Origin of the sequence: Chryseobacterium sp. IHB B 17019 (assembly GCF_001456155.1) — a bacterium.
In the GTDB taxonomy this organism is placed as follows: domain Bacteria; phylum Bacteroidota; class Bacteroidia; order Flavobacteriales; family Weeksellaceae; genus Chryseobacterium.
Map to the genome: position 1 here is coordinate 243,094 of NZ_CP013293.1, position 20,564 is coordinate 263,657.

Annotated in this window: 17 protein-coding genes; 13 read left to right on the forward strand and 4 right to left on the reverse strand. The window is 41.3% G+C overall.

Annotation, left to right across the window (positions count from 1 at the left end; genetic code table 11):
• The first annotated feature begins 135 nt into the window (after positions 1-135).
• Positions 136-573, forward strand: coding sequence for a DUF1896 domain-containing protein (locus tag ATE47_RS01145; protein ID WP_062160233.1), 438 nt, complete (start codon positions 136-138; stop codon positions 571-573).
• The gene (locus ATE47_RS01150; protein WP_062163400.1) at positions 560-5,968 is read left to right on the forward strand and encodes a helicase-related protein; all 5,409 of its coding nucleotides are present in this window, start codon (positions 560-562) and stop codon (positions 5,966-5,968) included. Before ATE47_RS01145 ends, ATE47_RS01150 begins: the two co-directional genes overlap by 14 nt.
• Positions 5,969-6,118: 150 nt before the next feature.
• Here ATE47_RS01150 and ATE47_RS01155 read toward each other — a convergent pair whose 3' ends face one another.
• Positions 6,119-6,475, reverse strand: a complete 357-nt coding sequence (locus tag ATE47_RS01155) for a response regulator (protein WP_062160234.1) — start codon at positions 6,473-6,475, stop codon at positions 6,119-6,121.
• 165 nt (positions 6,476-6,640) lie between these two features.
• Between ATE47_RS01155 and ATE47_RS01160 the strand changes: the two genes are divergently transcribed.
• Positions 6,641-7,273 (forward strand): TetR/AcrR family transcriptional regulator, encoded by a 633-nt coding sequence (locus tag ATE47_RS01160; protein WP_062163401.1) that lies wholly within the window; start codon positions 6,641-6,643, stop codon positions 7,271-7,273.
• A gap of 87 nt (positions 7,274-7,360) precedes the next feature.
• On the opposite strand, the gene mobC is transcribed toward ATE47_RS01160, so the two are convergent.
• From mobC to mobA, 3 genes are all read right to left on the reverse strand, one after another.
• Positions 7,361-9,358, reverse strand: a complete 1,998-nt coding sequence (mobC, locus tag ATE47_RS01165; RefSeq protein ID WP_062160235.1) for a conjugal transfer protein MobC — start codon at positions 9,356-9,358, stop codon at positions 7,361-7,363.
• Positions 9,359-9,636: 278 nt separating this feature from the next.
• Complete coding sequence (gene mobB / locus ATE47_RS01170) at positions 9,637-10,935, reverse strand: conjugal transfer protein MobB (protein ID WP_062160236.1); 1,299 nt, start codon at positions 10,933-10,935, stop codon at positions 9,637-9,639.
• Positions 10,936-10,942: 7 nt separating this feature from the next.
• Positions 10,943-11,374, reverse strand: coding sequence for a conjugal transfer protein MobA (gene mobA / locus ATE47_RS01175; protein WP_062160237.1), 432 nt, complete (start codon positions 11,372-11,374; stop codon positions 10,943-10,945).
• A 661-nt stretch (positions 11,375-12,035) separates the two neighbouring features.
• Here mobA and ATE47_RS01180 point away from each other — a divergent pair.
• The 10 genes from ATE47_RS01180 (at position 12,036) to traK (ending at position 20,561) form a co-directional block, all read left to right on the forward strand.
• Complete coding sequence (locus tag ATE47_RS01180; RefSeq protein WP_062160238.1) at positions 12,036-12,803, forward strand: ParA family protein; 768 nt, start codon at positions 12,036-12,038, stop codon at positions 12,801-12,803.
• A 4-nt stretch (positions 12,804-12,807) separates the two neighbouring features.
• On the forward strand, positions 12,808-13,224 hold the full coding sequence (locus ATE47_RS01185; protein ID WP_062160239.1) for a DUF3408 domain-containing protein: 417 nt from the start codon (positions 12,808-12,810) through the stop codon (positions 13,222-13,224).
• Positions 13,225-13,304: 80 nt separating this feature from the next.
• Complete coding sequence (locus ATE47_RS01190) at positions 13,305-13,865, forward strand: conjugal transfer protein TraD (RefSeq protein WP_335338441.1); 561 nt, start codon at positions 13,305-13,307, stop codon at positions 13,863-13,865.
• A gap of 38 nt (positions 13,866-13,903) precedes the next feature.
• Positions 13,904-14,506, forward strand: a complete 603-nt coding sequence (locus tag ATE47_RS01195) for a hypothetical protein (protein ID WP_150114752.1) — start codon at positions 13,904-13,906, stop codon at positions 14,504-14,506.
• Between the two features lie 562 nt (positions 14,507-15,068).
• The gene (locus tag ATE47_RS01200) at positions 15,069-15,374 is read left to right on the forward strand and encodes a DUF4134 domain-containing protein (protein ID WP_062163402.1); all 306 of its coding nucleotides are present in this window, start codon (positions 15,069-15,071) and stop codon (positions 15,372-15,374) included.
• A gap of 11 nt (positions 15,375-15,385) precedes the next feature.
• A complete protein-coding gene (locus tag ATE47_RS01205) occupies positions 15,386-15,721 on the forward strand; it encodes a DUF4133 domain-containing protein (protein WP_062160241.1) in 336 nt (111 codons plus the stop codon).
• Positions 15,718-18,216: a TraG family conjugative transposon ATPase gene (locus ATE47_RS01210; protein WP_062160242.1), complete on the forward strand. Its 2,499-nt coding sequence runs from the start codon at positions 15,718-15,720 to the stop codon at positions 18,214-18,216. The genes ATE47_RS01205 and ATE47_RS01210 overlap by 4 nt, the downstream gene beginning before the upstream one ends.
• 37 nt (positions 18,217-18,253) lie before the next feature.
• The gene (locus tag ATE47_RS01215; RefSeq protein WP_062160243.1) at positions 18,254-18,877 is read left to right on the forward strand and encodes a DUF4141 domain-containing protein; all 624 of its coding nucleotides are present in this window, start codon (positions 18,254-18,256) and stop codon (positions 18,875-18,877) included.
• Between the two features lie 28 nt (positions 18,878-18,905).
• A complete protein-coding gene (gene traJ / locus ATE47_RS01220) occupies positions 18,906-19,919 on the forward strand; it encodes a conjugative transposon protein TraJ (protein WP_062160244.1) in 1,014 nt (337 codons plus the stop codon).
• Between the two features lie 18 nt (positions 19,920-19,937).
• Positions 19,938-20,561, forward strand: coding sequence for a conjugative transposon protein TraK (gene traK / locus ATE47_RS01225; RefSeq protein WP_062160245.1), 624 nt, complete (start codon positions 19,938-19,940; stop codon positions 20,559-20,561).
• Positions 20,562-20,564 lie beyond the last annotated feature (3 nt).

Consider the following 20,564-nt stretch of genomic DNA (forward strand, 5'->3'; position numbering starts at 1 on the left):
GGATTTTTTTTGTTTCTGGCATTTCAAGATTCGACACTGGACATACAATGCCAATCGGTTCCACCGAACTCCATTCCCTGGTTTATCCAAGACTAGTCAACTATTTTAAGGTGGCTATCCTAAAAGATCTAGATCATGAATACAAAAAAAGAACAGCTGTCGTATTATGCGCTGAGACTAAAAGAATTACTTAACACTAGTTTTCCCGAGTTATCTGGTAATACCGACTTTATCAACCATAGGTCACAGCATGCCGCAAATGCCTATGAAGCTGCATTCAGATCGGGCAACCGATTGGAGCAATGCAACGCAATTGCTGAATATATTCTGTGTGAGAATCTACATTTTTCCAGATTCGACACTGTTTTTAAAGTGGTGTGTGGTGAATTTGATTCGATCATGGCGGATGAGGAACTTCGTCCTTTTGCGTTAAAAATGTTCCCTGTCTGTGAGCCTGTTTTCAGGGAATATCCTCTTACAGATGAATTTGCTGACAGCCCTGAGTTTGATGTGCTTTATACCGAATTGACGGGTACCATTCAAATCTGGATTGAAGAAAATGGGCTTTGGTAAGCGTCAACATCTAAAGGCGAACATTGATGCTCTGAGGATTGCTTTTACACTCGGAAAAGAAAAAAGAATGGCCTCGCTAGAAGAGCGAAAGCTCCTGATGCAATACAGCGGATTCGGGGGACTGAAGTTTGTGCTTAATCCCATCGAAAGCGAAAAAGACATCAACAGCTGGAGGAAAACTGATCATGTTTTTTTTCCAGCAACCATTGAACTCCATCAGCTTTTAAAAGATAATTCAGCTGAGGAAAAACAGTACCGTCGCTACGTGGACAGTATGCGTAGTTCTGTCCTAACTGCATTTTATACCCCGCCAGCGATAATCGACGCGATTTCACAGAGTTTAAAAGAAAACGGAGTCATTATTAAAAACTTTCTGGAACCATCCGCAGGCATTGGCTCGTTTATACAAGCCTTTGCAGATACCGAAGATATAAAAGTAACCGCCTATGAAAAGGATTTATTAACAGGCGAAATTTTAAAGCATATTTACCCTGATCATAAAGTGATCATAACAGGCTTTGAAGAAATTCCCGAAAGCGAGATCGCTACTTACGATGTTGTTGCCTCTAACATTCCTTTCGGTGATAATTCTGTATTCGATCTCTCGTATTCAAGGGGTAAAGATCTTGCGAGGGCACAGGCTGCAAGAAGTCTTCACAATTACTTTTTCATGAAAGGAACAGATGCACTTCGTGATGGCGGCATATTGGCTTTTATAACTTCCCAGGGAGTTCTCAACAGCCCTGCGAATCTTGCCATTCGCGAAGCGATGATGAAAGAGCATAACCTTATATCTGCAATTAGATTACCTAATAATCTTTTCAGCGATTATGCAGGAACCGATGTAGGCAGCGACCTGATCGTCCTCCAAAAGAACACCTTGAAAAAGGGCTTGACTTACGAAGAAAGGGAGTTCTGCCGGTCGATCGTTAGCAACTATACCGGCGAAAATGGCAACGCACTCTTCTTACATGCTGAGCGGGTAATCTACACCGACCTTATTCAGTCTACCAATATCTACGGAAAGCCTACGTATTTATATCATCATTCCGGTGGAGTGGAAAGAATTGCGACGGATCTACGAGCAAAGCTTACCAAAGATGTAAATAAAAGTCTTGATATCAGGCTATATAACGGTGAAAGGTATAGTGGCCCGGCTAAAGATATTCTTACCTTAAAAAAAACTGTTCCTGATAAACCCGTTGCCATTGTGGTACAAACAGAGTCTCTCTCGCCTACAGGAGGGCAGAATAAAATCAGCGAAGAAAAGCAGTTAAGCCTTTTTGATCTCTTTGAAGCGGCGGGAGAAAAGATTACGCCGCTTCCTAATAAAAGAAAACAGGTAAAAAACAATTCTGTCAAGAAAACGCAACAGGCTATAACGCAAGTGCCTGATCTTTTTACATCGGCATTGAAGTATGACTTTAGTGCGAAAAATCATGTTAATGCTAGCCATAAATCGAGTAAAAGTGAGGGCGCAAAAATTGTCGGAGACTTGTTCTCTGGACTGAATGGAACGGACAAATACCAAAACATTAATTTAGATCAGATTATTGCCGAGCCTGCAATATTTTCAGAAGCATTAAAGTCTTTCCATCGTGACGATTGTCTTGTGGTCGATAAGGGGAATGTAGGCTACCTTAAAAACTTTGATAGTTACCGTCAGCAGGCGATGTTTCATCCCCTGAAATTAGTGCCGTCGCAAAAAGCAAGGGCTGAAGCTTATGTTTCACTGCGTGACTGCTACATAAATCTTTATGATAAAGAAGCCAAGCGGCAAGTTGAACATGTGCAGGAAAGGGAAAGTTTAAATACATTATATGATGAGTTTGTCAAAAAGTTTGGACATCTCAACAGCGCCGATAATATTAAACTCATAAAAACCGACAGTGCTGGAAAGGAAATTCCCTATCTGGAAAGGGTAGTGGGTGGAGTAGTTCATAAAGCTGATATCTTCAGCCGTCCTGTCAGCTTCTCGACCGCCGTAGTGGCCACAGACGATCCCAATGAAGTCTTAGCGGCATCGCTTAATAAATACGGCTATGTTGATCTTGAATATATGTCAGAGATCAGCAGATTATCGGTGGATGATCTGAAAGAAGCTTTAGCAGGACGTATCTACTATAATCCATTGCAACAGGGATATGAGATCGCTGAGAAATGGGTCTCTGGAAACGTGGTTGAGAAAGCTGAGCAGGTCCAACTGTACCTCGACCGATATCCTGACGATAAAAACGCAGAAGAAAGCCTTAAGGTGCTTGAAGAAGCTACACCTCGGAGGATTGAATTTGAAGAGCTTGATTTTAATTTAGGCGAGCGTTGGATTGCAACAGATACTTATAACCGTTTCGCCTCCAATTTATTTGATACAGATGTTCGGGTGCAATATTCGGAAAGCAGCGACGATTTTACAGTGAAGTGTGATAAGAAGAACGTCCTCATTACTGAAAAATATGCGGTTAAGTCTGAAAGCAGAACGTTCGATGGCATTTCCCTGCTCAGAAATGCACTGGTAAATACGACGCCAAACATCACCAAAAAGCTAACGATAGATGATAAGGAAGTTAAAGTTCGTGATATGGAAGCCATTCAAATGGCAAACACCAAAATTGATGAGATACGGACTGCTTTTACCGATTGGCTGCATGAACAGAATGAAGAATTTAAGAAAGACCTGACCGATACTTACAACGATACTTTTAACTGCTTTGTAAGGCCGCAATATGATGGGAGTCATCAGGAATTCCCTGGGCTAGATAAGAAAGCATTAGGTATAAATAATCTTTATTCCAGCCAGAAAGATGCGGTATGGATGATCAAACTCAATGGGGGGGCCATATGTGATCATGAAGTAGGTGCTGGAAAGACCCTGATTATGTGTACGGCTGCTCAGGAAATGAAGCGGCTTGGACTGGTACACAAGCCCATGATCATAGGGTTAAAAGCAAATGTACATGAAATCGCAGAAACCTACCGCACCGCCTATCCTTTTGCAAAAATTTTATATCCCGGCAAAGAAGATTTCACGCCTCAAAAGCGTCAACGGATTTTTGGTGACATTAAAAACAATGATTGGGATTGTGTTATCCTTACCCATGATCAATTCGGCATGATCCCACAGTCCCCCCAAGTGCAAAAGGAAATACTGGACGGCGAACTGCAAAGTGTTACTGATAATCTTGATGCTGCAAGAACTCAGGGTACGGACGTTTCAAGAGCGATGCTAAAGGGCTTGGAGATCAGAAAAAACAATCTTGAAGTCAGGCTCAAGACACTGGAACACGATATTGAAAACCGCAAGGATGATGTCGTCGATTTTAAAATGATGGGCGTCGATCACCTTCTGGTAGATGAGAGCCATAAGTTTAAAAACCTGATTTTCAACACCCGGCACGACAGAGTAGCTGGGCTCGGTAATATGCAGGGCAGCCAAAAGGCAATCAACCTTCTTTTTGCGATCCGGACGATACAGGAACGAACCGGAAAAGATTTAGGGGCAACATTTCTGTCGGGTACAACGATCAGCAACTCTTTGACAGAACTTTATCTGCTGTTCAAATACCTGCGCCCCAAAGCAATGGAAAAACAAGGTATTACTTGCTTCGACGCCTGGGCAGCCATTTACGCAAGAAAAACAACCGATTACGAATTTTCGGTCGCGAATAACATTGTCATGAAAGAGCGTTTTCGTTATTTTATCAAAGTTCCGGAACTTGCACAGTTCTACTCTGAGATCACAGATTACAGGACTGCCAAAGATATCGGAATTGACCGGCCGGATAAAAATGAAATTCTCTACAACATTCCCCCAACACCCGAGCAGCAGGCCTTTATTCAAAAACTGACCGAATTTGCAAAAACCGGCAATGCCAGGCTATTGGGTAGGGCTCCATTGTCGCCAACGGAAGAAAAAGCCAAGATGCTGATTGCTACCGATTATGCAAGGAAGATGTCGCTGGATATGAGGCTGATCAGTCCTCATTATGTAGACCATCCTGATAACAAGAGTTCACATTGCGCGGCCAGCATAGCCAAATACTATAAAAAATTCAGCGCGCAAAAGGGTACGCAGTTCGTTTTTTCTGACCTCGGTACTTACAAGCCAGGAGTTTGGAACATCTATGCAGAGATCAAAAGAAAGCTGGTGGAAGATCATGATATTCCGGCCCATGAAATCCGTTTTATTCAGGAAGCGAAGAATGACAAACAGCGCAAAGAACTGATTCAGTGGATGAATGAGGGCAAGATCCGCGTGCTTTTCGGATCAACAGATATGCTGGGGACGGGAGTCAATGCGCAAAAAAGAGCCGTCGCCGTCCATCACTTGGATACTCCCTGGAGACCCAGCGATCTTGCACAGCGAGACGGTAGAGCTATACGAAAAGGAAACGAGATCGCTAAATTTTTCTCGGACAACAAGGTTGATGTAATTATTTACGCTGTTGAAAAGTCTCTCGACGCCTTTAAATTCAATCTGTTGTATAATAAGCAATTGTTTATTGATCAGCTGAAAAGCAATAATCTTGGCAAGCGGACGATTGATGAAGGTAGTATGGATGAGTCGTCCGGTATGAGCTATTCAGAATATGTAGCGATTCTCTCCGGAAATACGGATCTGCTGGATAAGGCCAAGCTTGAAAAACAGATTGCAGGGTTGGAAAGTGAACGGCAGTCGTTCAACCGCTCCAAATTTTCGTCTAAGTATAAGCTCGAGGATCTTACCGCTTCACTGGAAGGTATCCGGACCAAATTAGACCGCATGACGCTCGACTGCAACAATTTTCAGAAAAGGCTTCAAAAAAGTACGGATGGGAAACCCTTAAATCCTATAAAACTGGTAGGTCTGCCTGAGAACGCCGATATCAATATGATTGGAGCGAAATTAAATAGTATTTCCGACAAAGTAAGAACTGGAGGCGACTACGAGGAGATAGGAAGCTTGTATGGTTTTACCTTGCTGGTGAAGACTGAGGTTTCAGAGAAAGAGGGTGCGCATTTAAAGACCAACCGTTTTTTTGCGCAGGGAGAAAGCAATTTCAAGTATACCTACAATAACGGGCAGATTGCTGCTGATCCTAAATTGGCTGCGATGAACTTTCTAAGCGCGTTACAGAAAATATCGGGGCTTATTGATAAGGAAAAAGAAAATATTGAGGCGATAGAAAAAGATATTCCTGTACTTACACATATTGTTAATGGTATATGGCCAAAGGAAAATATATTAGCAGTGCTGAAATCGGATCTTTTAGCTATAGACCGAAAGATACAGTTATCCTTAACGCCTGAATCAGAAACAGGATCGGATGTGCAGGAGCAAAAGCAGGCCCCCGCATCTGATAACTCTATATCATTGGCCTCGGTTAAAGGCATTCATTTGCCCAGAGGTGTTCTTTAAGCATTGGTTTTCTTGGTATCCGGGAAGCTGAAGAAGTAGGACAGAGAATAGCGCTGGTTCTCAAATGGTATTTTGACGAGCAGAATTTGCGTTGAATCGGTTAACCGGCTTGGATAAGATACCAGGCCGGTTGGACTTAATTACAGTATTTTACGAATTTTTTTTGACGACCTCTATCATATCATCGATATCAAAAGGCTTTTGGAGGTAGTCATCTGCCTGGCTTTCTTTTGCCGTTTGAGGCAGGTCGTTTGCTGTTGACGTGAGGATAGCACCGATGTCCTGCGTTTGAGGATCGGATTTCAATTCTTTGATCACTTTGGATCCTCTCTTTTCACCCTTGATGTGATCATCTATAACAACTACGTCAGGATCGATTTCCTCAATATTTTCTACAGGTTCGGTAGTTAGTGATGGAGTGACATCAAAGCCTTCCTCTTCCAAAACCTGGTCCATTATTTCCAGGATTTCTTCATTATCCTGAATCAGGACAACCTTTTTTTTCATACACGTTAATTTTATATAAAAATAATGAAAAAATCATTACACTATGATGTCACGATTTGACTTTGGATAAAGAACCGCTTACATAAGTTTATAAAAAATCAGGCAGTTAAAAAACTCTTTATATCTTGAGATAAAAGTTGCAAATTGCTTATGAATTTAATTTTCATGACAAGAAAAATCACAAGCGGACCTATTAGGGATAAAGACCGTACCAAACTGAAACTGTTGACTGCTGTTGGTCTGATCTTAAAAAAGAAGGGCTTTAGTGGCATCAGTGTAACTAACATAGCCAATAAAGCGGAAGTAAACAGAAAGCTGATTTATGCCTATTTTGGCAGCTTAGAAAAGCTTGTGCAGGACTATCTGAACAGCAGGGACTATTGGAGTATGAGCCCAGAAAAGATTGATGGTATCATAGAAGAGAGTAAAAAAGATTTTGGAAAGCAAACAGCGTATTTGCTTCTGGAGAACCAATTTGAGGCTTTGATGAGTAACGAAGAAATGCGTAAGATTATTCTCTGGGGATTAAGTGAAAACTTAACACCGCTTAAGCAGCTTAATACAGAACGAGAACGATTTGGTGAGCAATTTTTTTCAAAATTAACAGATGATCATTTTAAAGAAAGCGAAAAAAACTTTAGGGCTATAACGGGAATCCTCGTAGGAGGTGTCTATTATCTAACCTTACAAGCTAAGATGAGCGGCGAGACGATGTGCGGCATCGATATAACCACAGAGAGAGGCAGTTCAGAAATAAAGAAGACCCTTAGGCAAATCATAGATTGGGCGTATGCGTAAGATTCTTTTTTGATTAGAAATAGGATATTTTTAGATACCAACATCCGCGCAGGATCTTTGCTGGTACTCACCAGAGAGTCCCGTGTATTAAGTGATCACAAGGTGCTGAAGATCCGGATCGTTCTTGATCCTTTCGAGCTCATCTGTGATGATTGTCATGATATCGCTTTTGATTTGACGGTAATTATCTTCGATTTCCTGTTTCATGTTATCTTGTCCCTGTGCATCTAAGAATTTTGCAATCTGCGGGATCTTCTTGTAAATCTTGCTTTCTGCGGCTACTTTTCCACTATCCACCACAATTTCTGCATGAAAAATCTTTTGTTCGATCCGTTCATCGAAATTGTCTGATATCGCACCCACAAATACGCCCTGCGTCAATGTTGAAATCTTAGAAGCAGGGATCAAACTATCTAGCTGCGTGGAAATGGAGGTGGATTTATCATTTCTGTTAATGCTCAGACTTTGTCGCTTTTGGAGTACCTTACCAAAACGTTCCGATAGGCTTTTTGCTGTTTCACCAACAACCTGGCCACTAAATATATTCCCGACCGTATTCTGTATTACCTTAGCCTCTTTATCGCCATAATCCCGTATTAATTGTGAAAAATCTTGAAATCCTAAACAAACGGCTACCTTATTACTTCTTGCTGTTGCAATAAGATTGTCCAATCCACGAAAATAAATCGTCGGTAGTTCGTCGATGATTACTGAGCTTTTCAATTGCCCTTTCTTGTTTATGAGTTTTACAATTCTTGAATTGTAGAGACCTAGTGCGGCGGAATAGATATTCTGACGGTCGGGATTATTGCCTACGCAAAGAATTTTAGGCTCTTTAGGATTATTGATGTCTAAAGTAAAATCGTCGCCTGTCATCACCCAATAGAGTTGGGGAGAAATCATTCTCGACAGGGGGATTTTCGCAGATGCTATCTGACCCTGCAATTGATCTTGGGCACCTCCCTGCCATGCATCCATGAAAGGAGATAGATAATTTTCCAGGTCGGCATAGGAGGTAAGGATCGTGAAGACCTCGGAATATTTTTTATTGAGCAATTCTATGGCATGGGGAAAGGTGCAGTATTTGCCATTATCGTAGATTTTTAGAAACCAGATAATGGCTGCAAGCAAAATGATTGGAGACTCGACAAAAAAATCCCCCTGTTTTTGAATCCAGCTTCTGTTCAGATTTAGCATGATGGTATAAGCTGACTCGTACGCATCCGAAATGTCTGTCATGAAATCCGGATTAATAGGATTGCAACGGTGGCTGTGTCTTGGATCATCAAAATTGATGACATAGAATTTCGGTTTGACTGAGTATTTGTCGGTGTGCTTTAAAAGATGATTGTACGCAATGGTCGAAAGGTCATCGAACTTGAAATCGTAGATATACATCGAAAAGCCTTTTTCGATCTGCTGTTTGATGTAATTATTGACAATTGCATAGGATTTGCCGGAGCCTGGCGTACCGAGGACAATTGTGGCGCGAAAGGGGTTCACTATATTAATCCACCCGTTGTTCCATTTCTTATTGTAATAGAATTTTGTAGGTAAATTGACTGAATATTCATTTTGGATCAACCTGGTTTCCTGCATGAAGCTTTCATTTTCCATATTGAAGACATCATCCATCAAATTGTCTTTCAGCAGTCGACTCATCCAAACTCCGGCCATCAGTAGTAAAATATATCCACCCATAAGCGTTAAGCCATAAAAGAACGCTGCGATCTCAACGGGAAGTTTTAGGAGAGGAATGTTGAAGAAGAACAATACAAATCCTACTGCCCATGCAGTATGGATTTTCCTCCATGTGATTTTTTCATTTTTAGCTCCTCTAGTTCCCAGGCAACTCAATGACAAAAGCACTAAAGCAAATATTTTGGTGTAGAGTGTATGCGAAAATAAACTCGCCGTCTTTTGGAAATTTTGAAGTATCTTATTGATAATTTCAAGCGTCCATCCCTGTTCAAGAAAGAATCCGTAACAGTACCAATAAAAGTGCATGAGTATTAAAATGATACTTACTGCACGCATAAAAGCCATGATTTTAGCAAGACCTCTTAAGTCATCTTCTCCCTGCATTCTTTAAACTTTTTTGTTAGAAAAGGAAATGTAGAGGTGCTTTTTTGAGATTATTGTCCGCTGGCGTTCATTGTCATCGGATGGCATTTGATGACGCGGATATGTGATTAAAGAAGGTGACCGGAAAGGTAATGGTTGCCTTTACTCTAAAAAAAAGTTTAAATCAAAGAGGACCACTTCGTTGAGTTTTTTTATTGATAGCAGTTTTCTTTGTAAATAAAAGACAATTTTATTTTTAACAAATGTCAACTATAAATGGGGCTGCAATCTGTTCTAATTTATTTTTTTGAGTTTTGTTTCCTTTTTCTCTTTATTTGATTTTCGAATAATAGTTCGTCCACATTATCTCCATTTGCTCCCGGCAATAAACCTCCTAAAGCTTCAATTAGACCAGGATCTTCAGTTGTGTATTGAACTGGTTCTTTATTTAAAAAATCAAAAAGATTATGTGGGGCTGCCTCGTGTGATCGGTCTGCGGATGTGGCTAAGCCTTTAGAACTTTCATCTGGTCTCATCTTAATTTCAGGTCCATGATTATTGTTCCACAAATCGTTGAATTTATTTGCGGAAAATTCTTTCCCGAGGCGTGAACCATTCCATACTGTCTTCGAGTTATGGTCGATAAATGTTATTCCATAAATGCGGCTTTCGGCATTTCTTCGAACCACGGTATTGATACCTTGGTCAAGCAAAAGCGTTTTAAAACTTGTTGGATCGCCTGTAATATGTAATGCAATTTCTATGGCTTTTTTAAGAGAAGCTTTCAAAGGGTTATTTTTTAAGGATTGCGTAGACGCGGTAAGATGCAGTAGTAATCCCAGATATCCGGCATCTTTGCCAAAAAGCGATGCTTTAAAAGGATTACTTACCTTCTCACCATTTTCATTTAGGGCAAAGTACACCAGACCCTGTTTGAGTATGCCATGGATCTCACCTTTTACTTCTTCAGCGGTTATATTGAAAAGGGAAAGGAGAGCATTATATTCGCCTAGACTTTGGTACTTGTAATATTTCGGCAGGTGTCGCACGACCGATGCGATCTGACTTTTTATATCGCCTTTTTGATAATTAACCGGGTCAAAAATTTTCTTATCAACTGCAAGCGTTTTTTCCTCTACCGGTATCAGCTGATATTTGCTTTCAAGTTCCCTAGATACTTTCATTGAACGCAGATGGTCATATCTATCGGAAATTTTTTTTCCATCGATTGCAACACATATGGATACTATATGGATGTGAGTACGGTCAATATCAGTATGTTTAAAAACTACAAATGGCTGGTTTCCGTATCCCATCTGCTCCATATAGTCCTGTGCAATAGCCTGAAATGTATCATCGTTCACCTCATCTCTCGGATGCGGATTGAGCGAAATATGCAGAACTGGTTTCTCAGTTTTATTATTTGCAATGAGATAGGGCTCAAAAGAACGCAACAATTCAGGGGCAGAATAACAGCCATTTAAAGTTTCCACCATATTATGTGTGTGAAGGACTTGCCCGTTGTCTTTCTCAACTTTTAATAGATTGTAGCTAAGCGCACCGATCAAATTTTCGCCTTTTCCAATTTTTGCAATCATATCAATACTAGTTTTTAAGGTGCTTCTGTTCAAAATCCTTCGTTAGTTCAATAATCTGCTGGCATAATTTTGCCAATTCAGCGGTTTGTTTTTCCAGTTTGTAGAGGTAAGCAGCTGCTTTTTTTTCAGAAAAATTGCGGTATAGAATTTTCACAATCTGATTATAGTTGATTCCTACTGCTCTGAACTGTCCGTATAAAGTGGTGAGACGCATATAGTAATCCGTTGTCGCTTGATCAAGTTTTACAGTTTTTATTTCCTTCCCAAACAGTACCGAAACGATAAATTTTGCTTTATTGTTCATTCCTGATGCTTCAAAAAGTGATAACAATCTGCTATTCTCTTCGGCTGTAAGCCGAAAAACATGGCGGTGTATACTTGGGTTGTCTTTTGGATGACGTCCGCCTTTATGCTGTGGTTTTTTATTATTCTGATCCATAAGAATTACAAGATTAAGATTATAAACTCCCGACTTCGGAGGGGGTTTTCGGCCCTCTGCAAGAGCAAGGGTTTTGGGGCACGAAATGAATTTCTAGTGCCTCAAAACATACCTTGCTCCTTACGGGTGTAAGGATAATCCGCCCTACGGGACGGATTTCAGAAAGAAGGGAGATTTCCGTCTGATCCGCTGGGTTTTTTAATCCAGGTTGGTGCGAATTAAAAATAAAATTCATATCAAAAATTTATACAAAGTAAAGGCTACGGAATGAAATGATTGCAATGTAAAACCCAGCCAACTACTGCCAAAGTACACCTGACACTACCACCTTATTCTGGTCAAATATGTAACTCTGGTTCTTTGTGCCGACAAGCGGATGCAGTGAGGTAAGTAGGTTGTTACGTGCGTACGTACACAGATACAAATCAATGTATCGAGGTGTTGATGTGATCAGATGAAAATATATCTCGGTGCACATATAGGGGGGTATAATTGCACGCGTAAAATTACACGCAGGTATATTCCAGTGCAGCGATAAATATGTCGCTACGCCGACAAGTCAATAGGTACAAACTCATGTCGATACATCAATGCGCTGGGTGGTATAGTTATATGGATGCAGCGCTGTAATTAGATAGTTAATCATTAATACAGATAAAAAATGGAAACAGAACACAAAACCTTATTTATTGCATTTTCATCTCAGAAGGGTGGTGTAGGCAAATCAACTTTTACCACACTTACTGCAAGCACATTACATTACCGATTGGGGTATAACGTGGTAGTATTTGATGCCGATTTTCCGCAGTACAGTTTGCTAAAAATGAAAAAACGCGATCTGACAATGGTGATGGAAAATGATGTTTTGAAAAGAATGGCCTATAAACAGTTTACTACACTTAATAAGAAGGCTTATCCAATTGTTCAGTCCAATGCTGAGGGACTTCTAGATGGCGCGAATGAGTTCCTTAGCACCTCTCCAGTTCCAATAGATGTTGTTTTTTTTGACCTTCCGGGGACAGTAAACACCCCTGGAATCTTACAGGCGCTTGCCGGTATGCACCATATTTTCACGCCTATAACAGCTGATAGGGTCGTAATGGAAAGTACGTTGGTTTTCACTCAGCTGATGAAGGACGTGATTATGAAAGAAGGTGAAACCTCTATTGAGACTATAAACCTGTTCTGGAATCAAGTTGATGGCCGGGAGCGCTCGCCCTTATATGATATTTACAATGAACTTATTCAAGAATTGGGGTTAAGCCTGATGCCGTGCCAGATTATGAACAGTATGCGTTTTCGTAAGGAGAGTGAATTGAACGCTAAAACAGTTTTCCGCTCGACAGTTTTGCCCCCGGATGAGCAGGCTATGAAAGCCTGCCGCTTTGACCAGTTTATGAAAGAGTTTTTAAGAATCGTTCGATTATAACAACATGGAAAAAGGTAGTAAAAAATCAAGTGCACTAGAGATCAACGAAAAAGAAATGATGCATTTAATGGTTGATGGCGTGAGGATGGAAGGTCTAAAAAACAATGCCGAACCAATAGATAATGGGGTAGAGCGCGCGGTTGAGAGAACGGTTCAAAAAGATAAATCCAGATTAAAACGGACAAATGAAGCGAACTACGAACATATTTTTTTAAATAAGGTAGAAAGCAATGCCCGCGATGGAAAGACGGTCTATATAAGAAAGGATTTTCATGAGAAACTCTCACGAATAGTACAGGTCATAGGAGAGGATAAGCTAACCATCTATGCCTATTTAGATAATCTTCTGGCTTACCACTTTGAAGAATTTGGTGAGCAGATCACAAAAAGTTTCAATGATAAGTATAAACCAATTTTATAAAAGTAATTATGGAAATAATGATAGTTGTCTGTCTGCTGCTGATAATCCTTTTGCTGTTGCAGGATAAAATTGTCCTCAATGTGAACCCCAAAAGAACAGAAAGTCATACTGGTCGTGATGTTAACCTACCGGATATCATCGGCTCAACGAAAGCAGTAAAGAGACATTTACTGCCAAAACCGGACAGTGATAGCCACGGAAAGGTAAATGGAAATGTTACTGATAATTTTGATCAGGAAATCGACGAAGAAAATGTCGAGATCCGAAATCCGCAGGAAGAACTGGATGAAGTGTTCGATAATGCACTTGATATAGAAGAAGAGGAAAAAGAGTATAGGGCATATGGGATTTCCGATGATGACAACGGTTTTGCACAGGGAGTTACCTTCGAAGAACTGAGTGCCGTGGGGATGGTGCTTCAGCTTGAAAAGCCGGAGCCATCTTTAGAAAGGCAAGCGGCCACTATTGTTCACAAAATACAGGGAACCGAATTGTTCAGCTTATTGGAAAGCTCTGTGGAGGGAGCTTCGCAAAAAATAGCCATGCTACTGGATCGAAGCCTCTCCGCCGGATCAGATGCCAGTTCTATTAAACTGCGAAATGAAAATCCGAATGGATTTGATATAGGGGATTTCGTCTAATTGACGAGTCCTCTGTATTTTTTTAAGGAAAAGCAGATATGGAAAGAGAATTGCCAATATTCAGTATTGAAGGTACCGACTTTCTGGTTGATGTCGATAAACTTGAGCTTCGGGAGAAAAGTAACCCAGAAAACACTATTTCAATCTTTAAAATGCAGGATCGTCAGAACGGAAAAGGTTATCTTTTTGCTTATGATAAAGTAGAAAAAAATGTCGCCGGTCCGTGGACACGCAATGAAACAGTAGCTGTGGTATTGCCAGAACTGGTCACCCTAGATCCGGAAGGAATGTCAAACAAGTATGGTGTTCCTTTGGAACTGTTTTCCACTAAAACTGATTTTGATTTAATGGTTGATCAGGGCGCACTGAAACAGCGGCTTAGCGGGCTCTTACCGACGGTCGACATTGCCGGACATACATTTTATGTTGATTTACGGATGGATATGTTGCGCCCCAAAGATGATTTTTTATCAAAAGGCATTGAGTTTTCTAAGATTGAAGACTATTATATTGATGAAAAAGAAAGATACTGGGTGCCTTACAATCCTAAAACACATGAATTTCAGGACTTTGATGTCACAAAAATCATTGAGATCCCCAAAGATTTAATTATGGTGACTTTCCCGCATCAAACTAAGTAGACCCCATAGGATATAATAACATAAAGCAAGATCTTGGTGATGCCGTCAAGTTAAAAGAGACCAATATTAAATCTCATTTCAAAGCGGGTCAAATCCCATGGAAAGACACCGGTATTGAAGAAGTTATTAAAGAGAATAAGGCAAGATTATTTCAGAACAAACCAATAAAATCAGATTCCCGCAAAAGGGGAAAAGGAAGAAAATTATGATTTAATCCTTGGCTTGATATCCCCAAGCATGTCACAAATCGATCGTGATCAGGTTAAGTTATCTTCTATTCTCCTACGTGTAACTCACCAAAATAACTAATAAAGGTTATTGACCAGCATACATCATCCATCTCTCAAAGCTACACATACCTACTGAAGTAGGTTCTGAAGAAGCACCCAATCTTGGGTGCTTTTTTTTTGAAATTTTAAGTTATCCAGCTCTCTGTTCAGCGACAACTTGTGCCTACTTCTACCACGAAATACCAGATCGTAAACGCGCTTTTCGATGCCAAATACATTTGTTTCCAAGCCTGCAGGAAGCAGGGAAATCACTAACAAATATGTATTTAATCATGGAAAAACAAAGAAAAAAGCTAGTGCTGGCAGTTCTGGTTTTTGCGTCATTTTCGGGCGCTTTTGCGCAGGGCAATGGTGCTGCAGGAATTACGGAAGCCACCCAGATGGTCACCTCGTATTTCGATCCGGCAACCAAGCTGATTTATGCGATAGGCGCTGTCGTGGGATTGATCGGTGGGGTAAAAGTGTACAACAAGTTTAGTAGCGGAGATCCCGATACAAGTAAAACAGCGGCAAGCTGGTTCGGGGCCTGTATTTTCCTGATCGTAGCGGCAACGATCCTTCGTTCATTCTTCCTTTAACCTGATGCCTTATGAAAACAACATTCAACATCAACAAGGGCATTGGGAGAACCGTCGAGTTTAAGGGATTAAAAGCGCAGTACCTGTTCATTTTCGCAGGAGGCCTGCTGAGCATTCTGATCCTCACAATGATCCTCTACATGGCCGGGGTCAACTCTTACATCTGCCTTATCATCGGGGCAGGTGGAGCCTCACTAATTATCTGGCAGACTTTCAAACTGAACCGGAAGTATGGTGAGCATGGGCTGATGAAAATCGGTGCAAAAAGTAAACACCCGAAATACATCATCTGCCGTAAGCCGATCTACCGCTATCTGAAATTCACCATTAAAAAAGTTGCCTTATGAGAAACAGATCAAGGGCAACCACGTTGGAGAATAAATTTCCACTGCTGGCACTGGAAAACAATTGTATTATTTCCAAGGAGGCTGATATCACTGCTTGCTTTAAAGTGAGCCTTCCTGAGATTTTTACAGTCGCAGGACCGCAATACGATGCGATACATTCGGCATGGCATAAGGCAGTAAAAACATTACCTGATTACACCGTGGTCCATAAACAGGATTGGTATATCAAGGAAAATTATGCACCGGATATTGACAGAGACGATTTAAGCTTTTTGGCAAAATCCTATCAGCAGCATTTCAATGAGCGCCCGTTTTTGAATCATTATTGCTATGTTTTCATTACCAAAACTTCCAAAGAGCGCATGCGGATGCAAAGCAATTTCTCTTCGCTGTGCAAAGGAGTACTGGTTCCCAAAGAGATCAGGGATAAGGAGGCAGTAGCTAGGTTTATGGAATCAGTAAGCCAGTTCCAGCGGATAGTTAACGATTCCGGATTGATCAGAATCGAGCAATTGAATGAGGAGGGTATTGTTGGAAATAAAGATAACCAGGGATTGCTTGAACAGTATTTTACTCTTTCCCGAAAATCAGGAACTGCTTTGCAGGATATTGCGCTCGGCACTGAGGAAATGCGGATCGGAAATAACAGGCTTTGTCTGCATACTTTATCCGATACTGATGATCTGCCGTCAACGGTTTCCACCGACAGCCGTTACGAAAAGCTTTCAACAGATAGGAGCGACTGTCGGTTGTCGTTTGCTGCACCGGTGGGACTGCTGCTGAACTGCAACCACATATACAACCAGTATTTATTTCTCGACAACAGCGATGATAACCTTAAAAAGTTTGAAAAGTCTGCGAGGAACATGCATTCATTGGCGAGATACAGCCGGAGCAATCAGATCAATAAAGAATGGATCGAGCGTTACCTCAACGAAGCACATTCACATGGGCTTGCTTCGATCCGTGCTCATTTTAATGTGATGGCCTGGTCAGATGATCCACATGAACTTAAACAGTTAAAAAATGACACGGGAAGCGCACTCGCGCTCATGGAGTGTAAACCCCGGCATAATACTACAGATGTAGCAACGCTGTATTGGGCAGGGATTCCGGGCAATGCAGGGGATTTCCCAAGCGAAGAAAGTTTTTACACGTTCATTGAGCCAGCACTATGCTTTTTTACCGAAGAAACGAATTATCAGAGTTCACCTTCTCCTTTCGGTATCAAGATGGCAGACCGCCTGACGGGGAATCCTATCCATCTGGATATCTCGGATCTCCCCATGAAGAAAGGGATCATCACCAACAGAAACAAGTTTATTCTGGGTCCGTCAGGTAGCGGCAAATCCTTCTTCACCAATCATATGGTGAGACAGTATTACGAGCAGGGAGCGCATGTATTACTTGTCGATACCGGAAATTCATATCAGGGATTGTGTGAGCTGATCAAAGGAAAGACCAAAGGAGAGGATGGGGTTTATTTTACCTATACGGAAGATAATCCGATAGCCTTTAATCCTTTCTACACCGACGATGGAGTTTTCGATATTGAAAAAAGGGAAAGTATCAAAACCCTGATTTTGACGCTTTGGAAAAGAGATGATGAACCGCCAAGCCGCGCGGAAGAGGTGGCACTTTCCAATGCTGTAAGTGGTTATATCGACAGGATCAAAAAAGATAACTCAAACCCTTCCTTTAATGGATTCTACGAGTATGTTAAAGGCGATTACTTTAAGATACTGGAGGAAAAGAAGGTAAGAGAAAAGGATTTTGATATCGCCAATTTCCTGAATGTGCTGGAGCCCTATTACAAAGGTGGAGAATATGATTACCTGCTCAATTCAGAAAAGCAACTTGATTTGCTTTCCAAGCGCTTTATTGTCTTTGAAATCGACTCGATCAAGGACCATAAGATTCTTTTTCCGATCGTGACGATCATCATCATGGAAGTCTTCATTAATAAAATGAGACGGCTGAAAGGTATCCGAAAGCTCATTTTAATTGAAGAAGCGTGGAAGGCAATCGCAAAGGAAGGGATGGCAGAATATTTAAAATATTTGTTTAAAACTGTCAGAAAGTTCTTTGGTGAGGCGATTGTGGTTACGCAGGAAGTGGATGATATCATTCATTCTCCAATTGTTCGTGAGAGTATCATCAACAACTCCGATTGTAAGATCCTGCTCGACCAGCGCAAGTACATGAACAAGTTCGATGACATTCAGGCGATGCTTGGCCTTACCGACAAAGAAAAAGCGCAGGTACTTTCTATCAATATGAACAACGACCCTAACCGCTTTTATAAAGAAGTATGGATTGGTTTGGGCGGAACGCATTCAGCTGTCTATGCGACAGAAGTTTCGGCTCAGGAATACCTGGCCTATACGACCGAAGAAACTGAAAAATTAGAAGTAATGGCACTGGCCAAAGAGCTTGACGGCAATGTGGAGCTTTCTATAAAAAGGATCGCTGCCTACAAAAGTGAGAACCCATAAAATTTCAACAAAATCATAACATTTTAAATCGAAAACAATGAAAAAGTTAATGTTAATGTGCGGCATATTATTGAGTATGGCCACAGCAAAAGCGCAGTTCGTCGTAACTGATCCTACTAATCTGGCATCGGGCATTTTGAATTCTGCCAATGAAATTGTGCAGACTTCCAATACCGTTTCCAATGTGATTAAAAATTTCAATGAAGTCAAAAAAGTCTATGAACAGGGAAAGGAATATTATGACAAGCTCAAAGCGGTCAATAATCTGATTAAAGATGCCCGAAAGGTGCAGCAGACGGTACTGATGGTTGGTGACATCTCAGAAATGTATGTGACCAATTTCGGAAAGATGATCGATGACCCCAATTTTTCTTCCCAGGAGCTCAGTGCGATTGCCTTTGGGTATTCTAAACTGTTGAATGAAAGTGGCGGCCTTCTAAGCGATCTCAAACAGATCGTGAATACCTCCAGTCTTTCCATGAACGATAAAGAGCGTATGGAAATTATCGACCGCGTTTACAAGGAGGTAAGTGAGTATTATAAGTTGGTTCGCTACTACACGAACAAAAATATTTCGGTTAGCTATCTACGCGCTAAAAAGCAAAACGACGGCAAGCGTGTATTGCAGCTTTATGGTACAGCTAATCAGAAGTACTGGTAGAACCCTATCACCTCTAAATTTATACATTATGGAATTCGAAAATTTGCACGAAATATTACGCTCGCTCTATGACGAGATGCTTCCGCTGTCGGCAACGATGGCAGCGATAGCAAAAGGGGTGGCGGGGCTTGGCGCGCTCTTTTATGTCGCTCTAAAAGTTTGGCAAGCGCTGAGCCGCGCCGAACCAATCGATGTGTTTCCGTTGTTAAGACCTTTTGCACTGGGCATTTGTATTATGTTTTTTCCGACAATAGTACTCGGTACGATCAATGCGGTATTGAGTCCAGTGGTAAAAGGCACCCATAGTATGCTGGAAAACCAGGTACTCGACCTGAATAAACTGCAACAGCAAAAAGACCAGCTCGAACGCGAGGCGATGCTCCGCAATCCTGAGCAGGCTTACCTGATCTCTGATGAGGAGTTTGATAAAAAGCTGGAAGAACTCGGCTGGTCACCATCGGATCTCGGGACCATGGCTGGTATGTACCTCGAAAGGCAGAGCTATGAACTGGAAACAACGATCAAAAACTGGTTTCGGGATCTCCTCGAAATCCTTTTTCAAGCTGCGGCATTGGTCATTGATACAATAAGGACATTTTTTCTCATTGTCCTCTCGATCCTCGGACCTATTGCTTTTGCAATCTCAGTCTGGGACGGGTTTCAGTCGACGTTGAACCAGTGGTTGTCAAGATATATCAGCGTTTACCTGTGGCTTCCCGTCGCAGATATATTCAGCTCGATGCTCGCGAAACTTCAGTCGTTGATGCTTGAAAAGGATATTGAAAGCCTGTCCGACCCCAACTTTATTCCCGATGGCTCAAATACGATCTATACAATTTTCATGATCATAGGAATCGTTGGGTATTTCACGATACCAACCGTGACGGGATGGGTAATTCAGGCAGGTGGTGCAGGAAACTTCACCAGAAATATCAATCAGGCAGCAAATAAGAGCGGGAATATCGCCGGAGCTGGTGCTGGGGCAACAGTAGGAAATGCCGGTGGTCAGGCAATGAAAATTGCCGGACGACTTTTAAAATAATCAATAAAACGTCAAACAATGGAATTTAAAACCTTAAGAAACATAGAAAACAGTTTCAGGCAGATTAGACTCTATGCCATCATATTCGCTGTTCTGTGCAGCTCAGTTGTAGGTTATGCCCTTTGGAAATCGTATGATTTCGCCGAAAAGCAAAGGCAAAAGATTTATGTATTGGATAACGGCAAATCGCTGATGCTGGCACTGGCTCAGGATGCCACCATAAACCGCCCGGTAGAAGCCAGGGAACATGTACGCCGTTTTCATGAACTGTTTTTTACACTGGCGCCTGATAAAACCGCCATTGAAAGCAACATGAAAAGGGCTTTCAATCTGGCTGACAGAAGTGCATTTGACTACTATAAGGATTTATCCGAGAAAGGCTATTACAATAGGATTATCTCCGGAAACGTGCAACAGCGCATAGAAGTGGACAGCGTACAGTGTGATTTTAATAGCTATCCGTATGCTGTGAAAACTTTTGCCAGGCAGTTTATCCTTCGTTCAAGCAATGTCACTGAGAGAAACCTGATCACTTCCTGCTTTTTGGTTAATTCGGTCCGCTCCGACAACAATCCGCAGGGTTTCAATATGGAAAGATTCAGAATACTTGAAAATAAAGATATCCAGGTTGTAGAACGATAAACC

Excerpts from the sequence above, each read along its gene's own strand:
- ATE47_RS01145 (WP_062160233.1), top strand. The coding sequence starts at position 136 with ATGAATACAAAAAAAGAACAGCTGTCGTATTATGCGCTGAGACTAAAA.
- ATE47_RS01150 (WP_062163400.1), top strand. The coding sequence starts at position 560 with ATGGGCTTTGGTAAGCGTCAACATCTAAAGGCGAACATTGATGCTCTG.
- ATE47_RS01155 (WP_062160234.1), bottom strand. The coding sequence starts at position 6,475 with ATGAAAAAAAAGGTTGTCCTGATTCAGGATAATGAAGAAATCCTGGAA.
- ATE47_RS01160 (WP_062163401.1), top strand. The coding sequence starts at position 6,641 with ATGACAAGAAAAATCACAAGCGGACCTATTAGGGATAAAGACCGTACC.
- mobC (WP_062160235.1), bottom strand. The coding sequence starts at position 9,358 with ATGCAGGGAGAAGATGACTTAAGAGGTCTTGCTAAAATCATGGCTTTT.
- mobB (WP_062160236.1), bottom strand. The coding sequence starts at position 10,935 with ATGATTGCAAAAATTGGAAAAGGCGAAAATTTGATCGGTGCGCTTAGC.
- mobA (WP_062160237.1), bottom strand. The coding sequence starts at position 11,374 with ATGGATCAGAATAATAAAAAACCACAGCATAAAGGCGGACGTCATCCA.
- ATE47_RS01180 (WP_062160238.1), top strand. The coding sequence starts at position 12,036 with ATGGAAACAGAACACAAAACCTTATTTATTGCATTTTCATCTCAGAAG.
- ATE47_RS01185 (WP_062160239.1), top strand. The coding sequence starts at position 12,808 with ATGGAAAAAGGTAGTAAAAAATCAAGTGCACTAGAGATCAACGAAAAA.
- ATE47_RS01195 (WP_150114752.1), top strand. The coding sequence starts at position 13,904 with ATGGAAAGAGAATTGCCAATATTCAGTATTGAAGGTACCGACTTTCTG.
- ATE47_RS01200 (WP_062163402.1), top strand. The coding sequence starts at position 15,069 with ATGGAAAAACAAAGAAAAAAGCTAGTGCTGGCAGTTCTGGTTTTTGCG.
- ATE47_RS01205 (WP_062160241.1), top strand. The coding sequence starts at position 15,386 with ATGAAAACAACATTCAACATCAACAAGGGCATTGGGAGAACCGTCGAG.
- ATE47_RS01210 (WP_062160242.1), top strand. The coding sequence starts at position 15,718 with ATGAGAAACAGATCAAGGGCAACCACGTTGGAGAATAAATTTCCACTG.
- ATE47_RS01215 (WP_062160243.1), top strand. The coding sequence starts at position 18,254 with ATGAAAAAGTTAATGTTAATGTGCGGCATATTATTGAGTATGGCCACA.
- traJ (WP_062160244.1), top strand. The coding sequence starts at position 18,906 with ATGGAATTCGAAAATTTGCACGAAATATTACGCTCGCTCTATGACGAG.
- traK (WP_062160245.1), top strand. The coding sequence starts at position 19,938 with ATGGAATTTAAAACCTTAAGAAACATAGAAAACAGTTTCAGGCAGATT.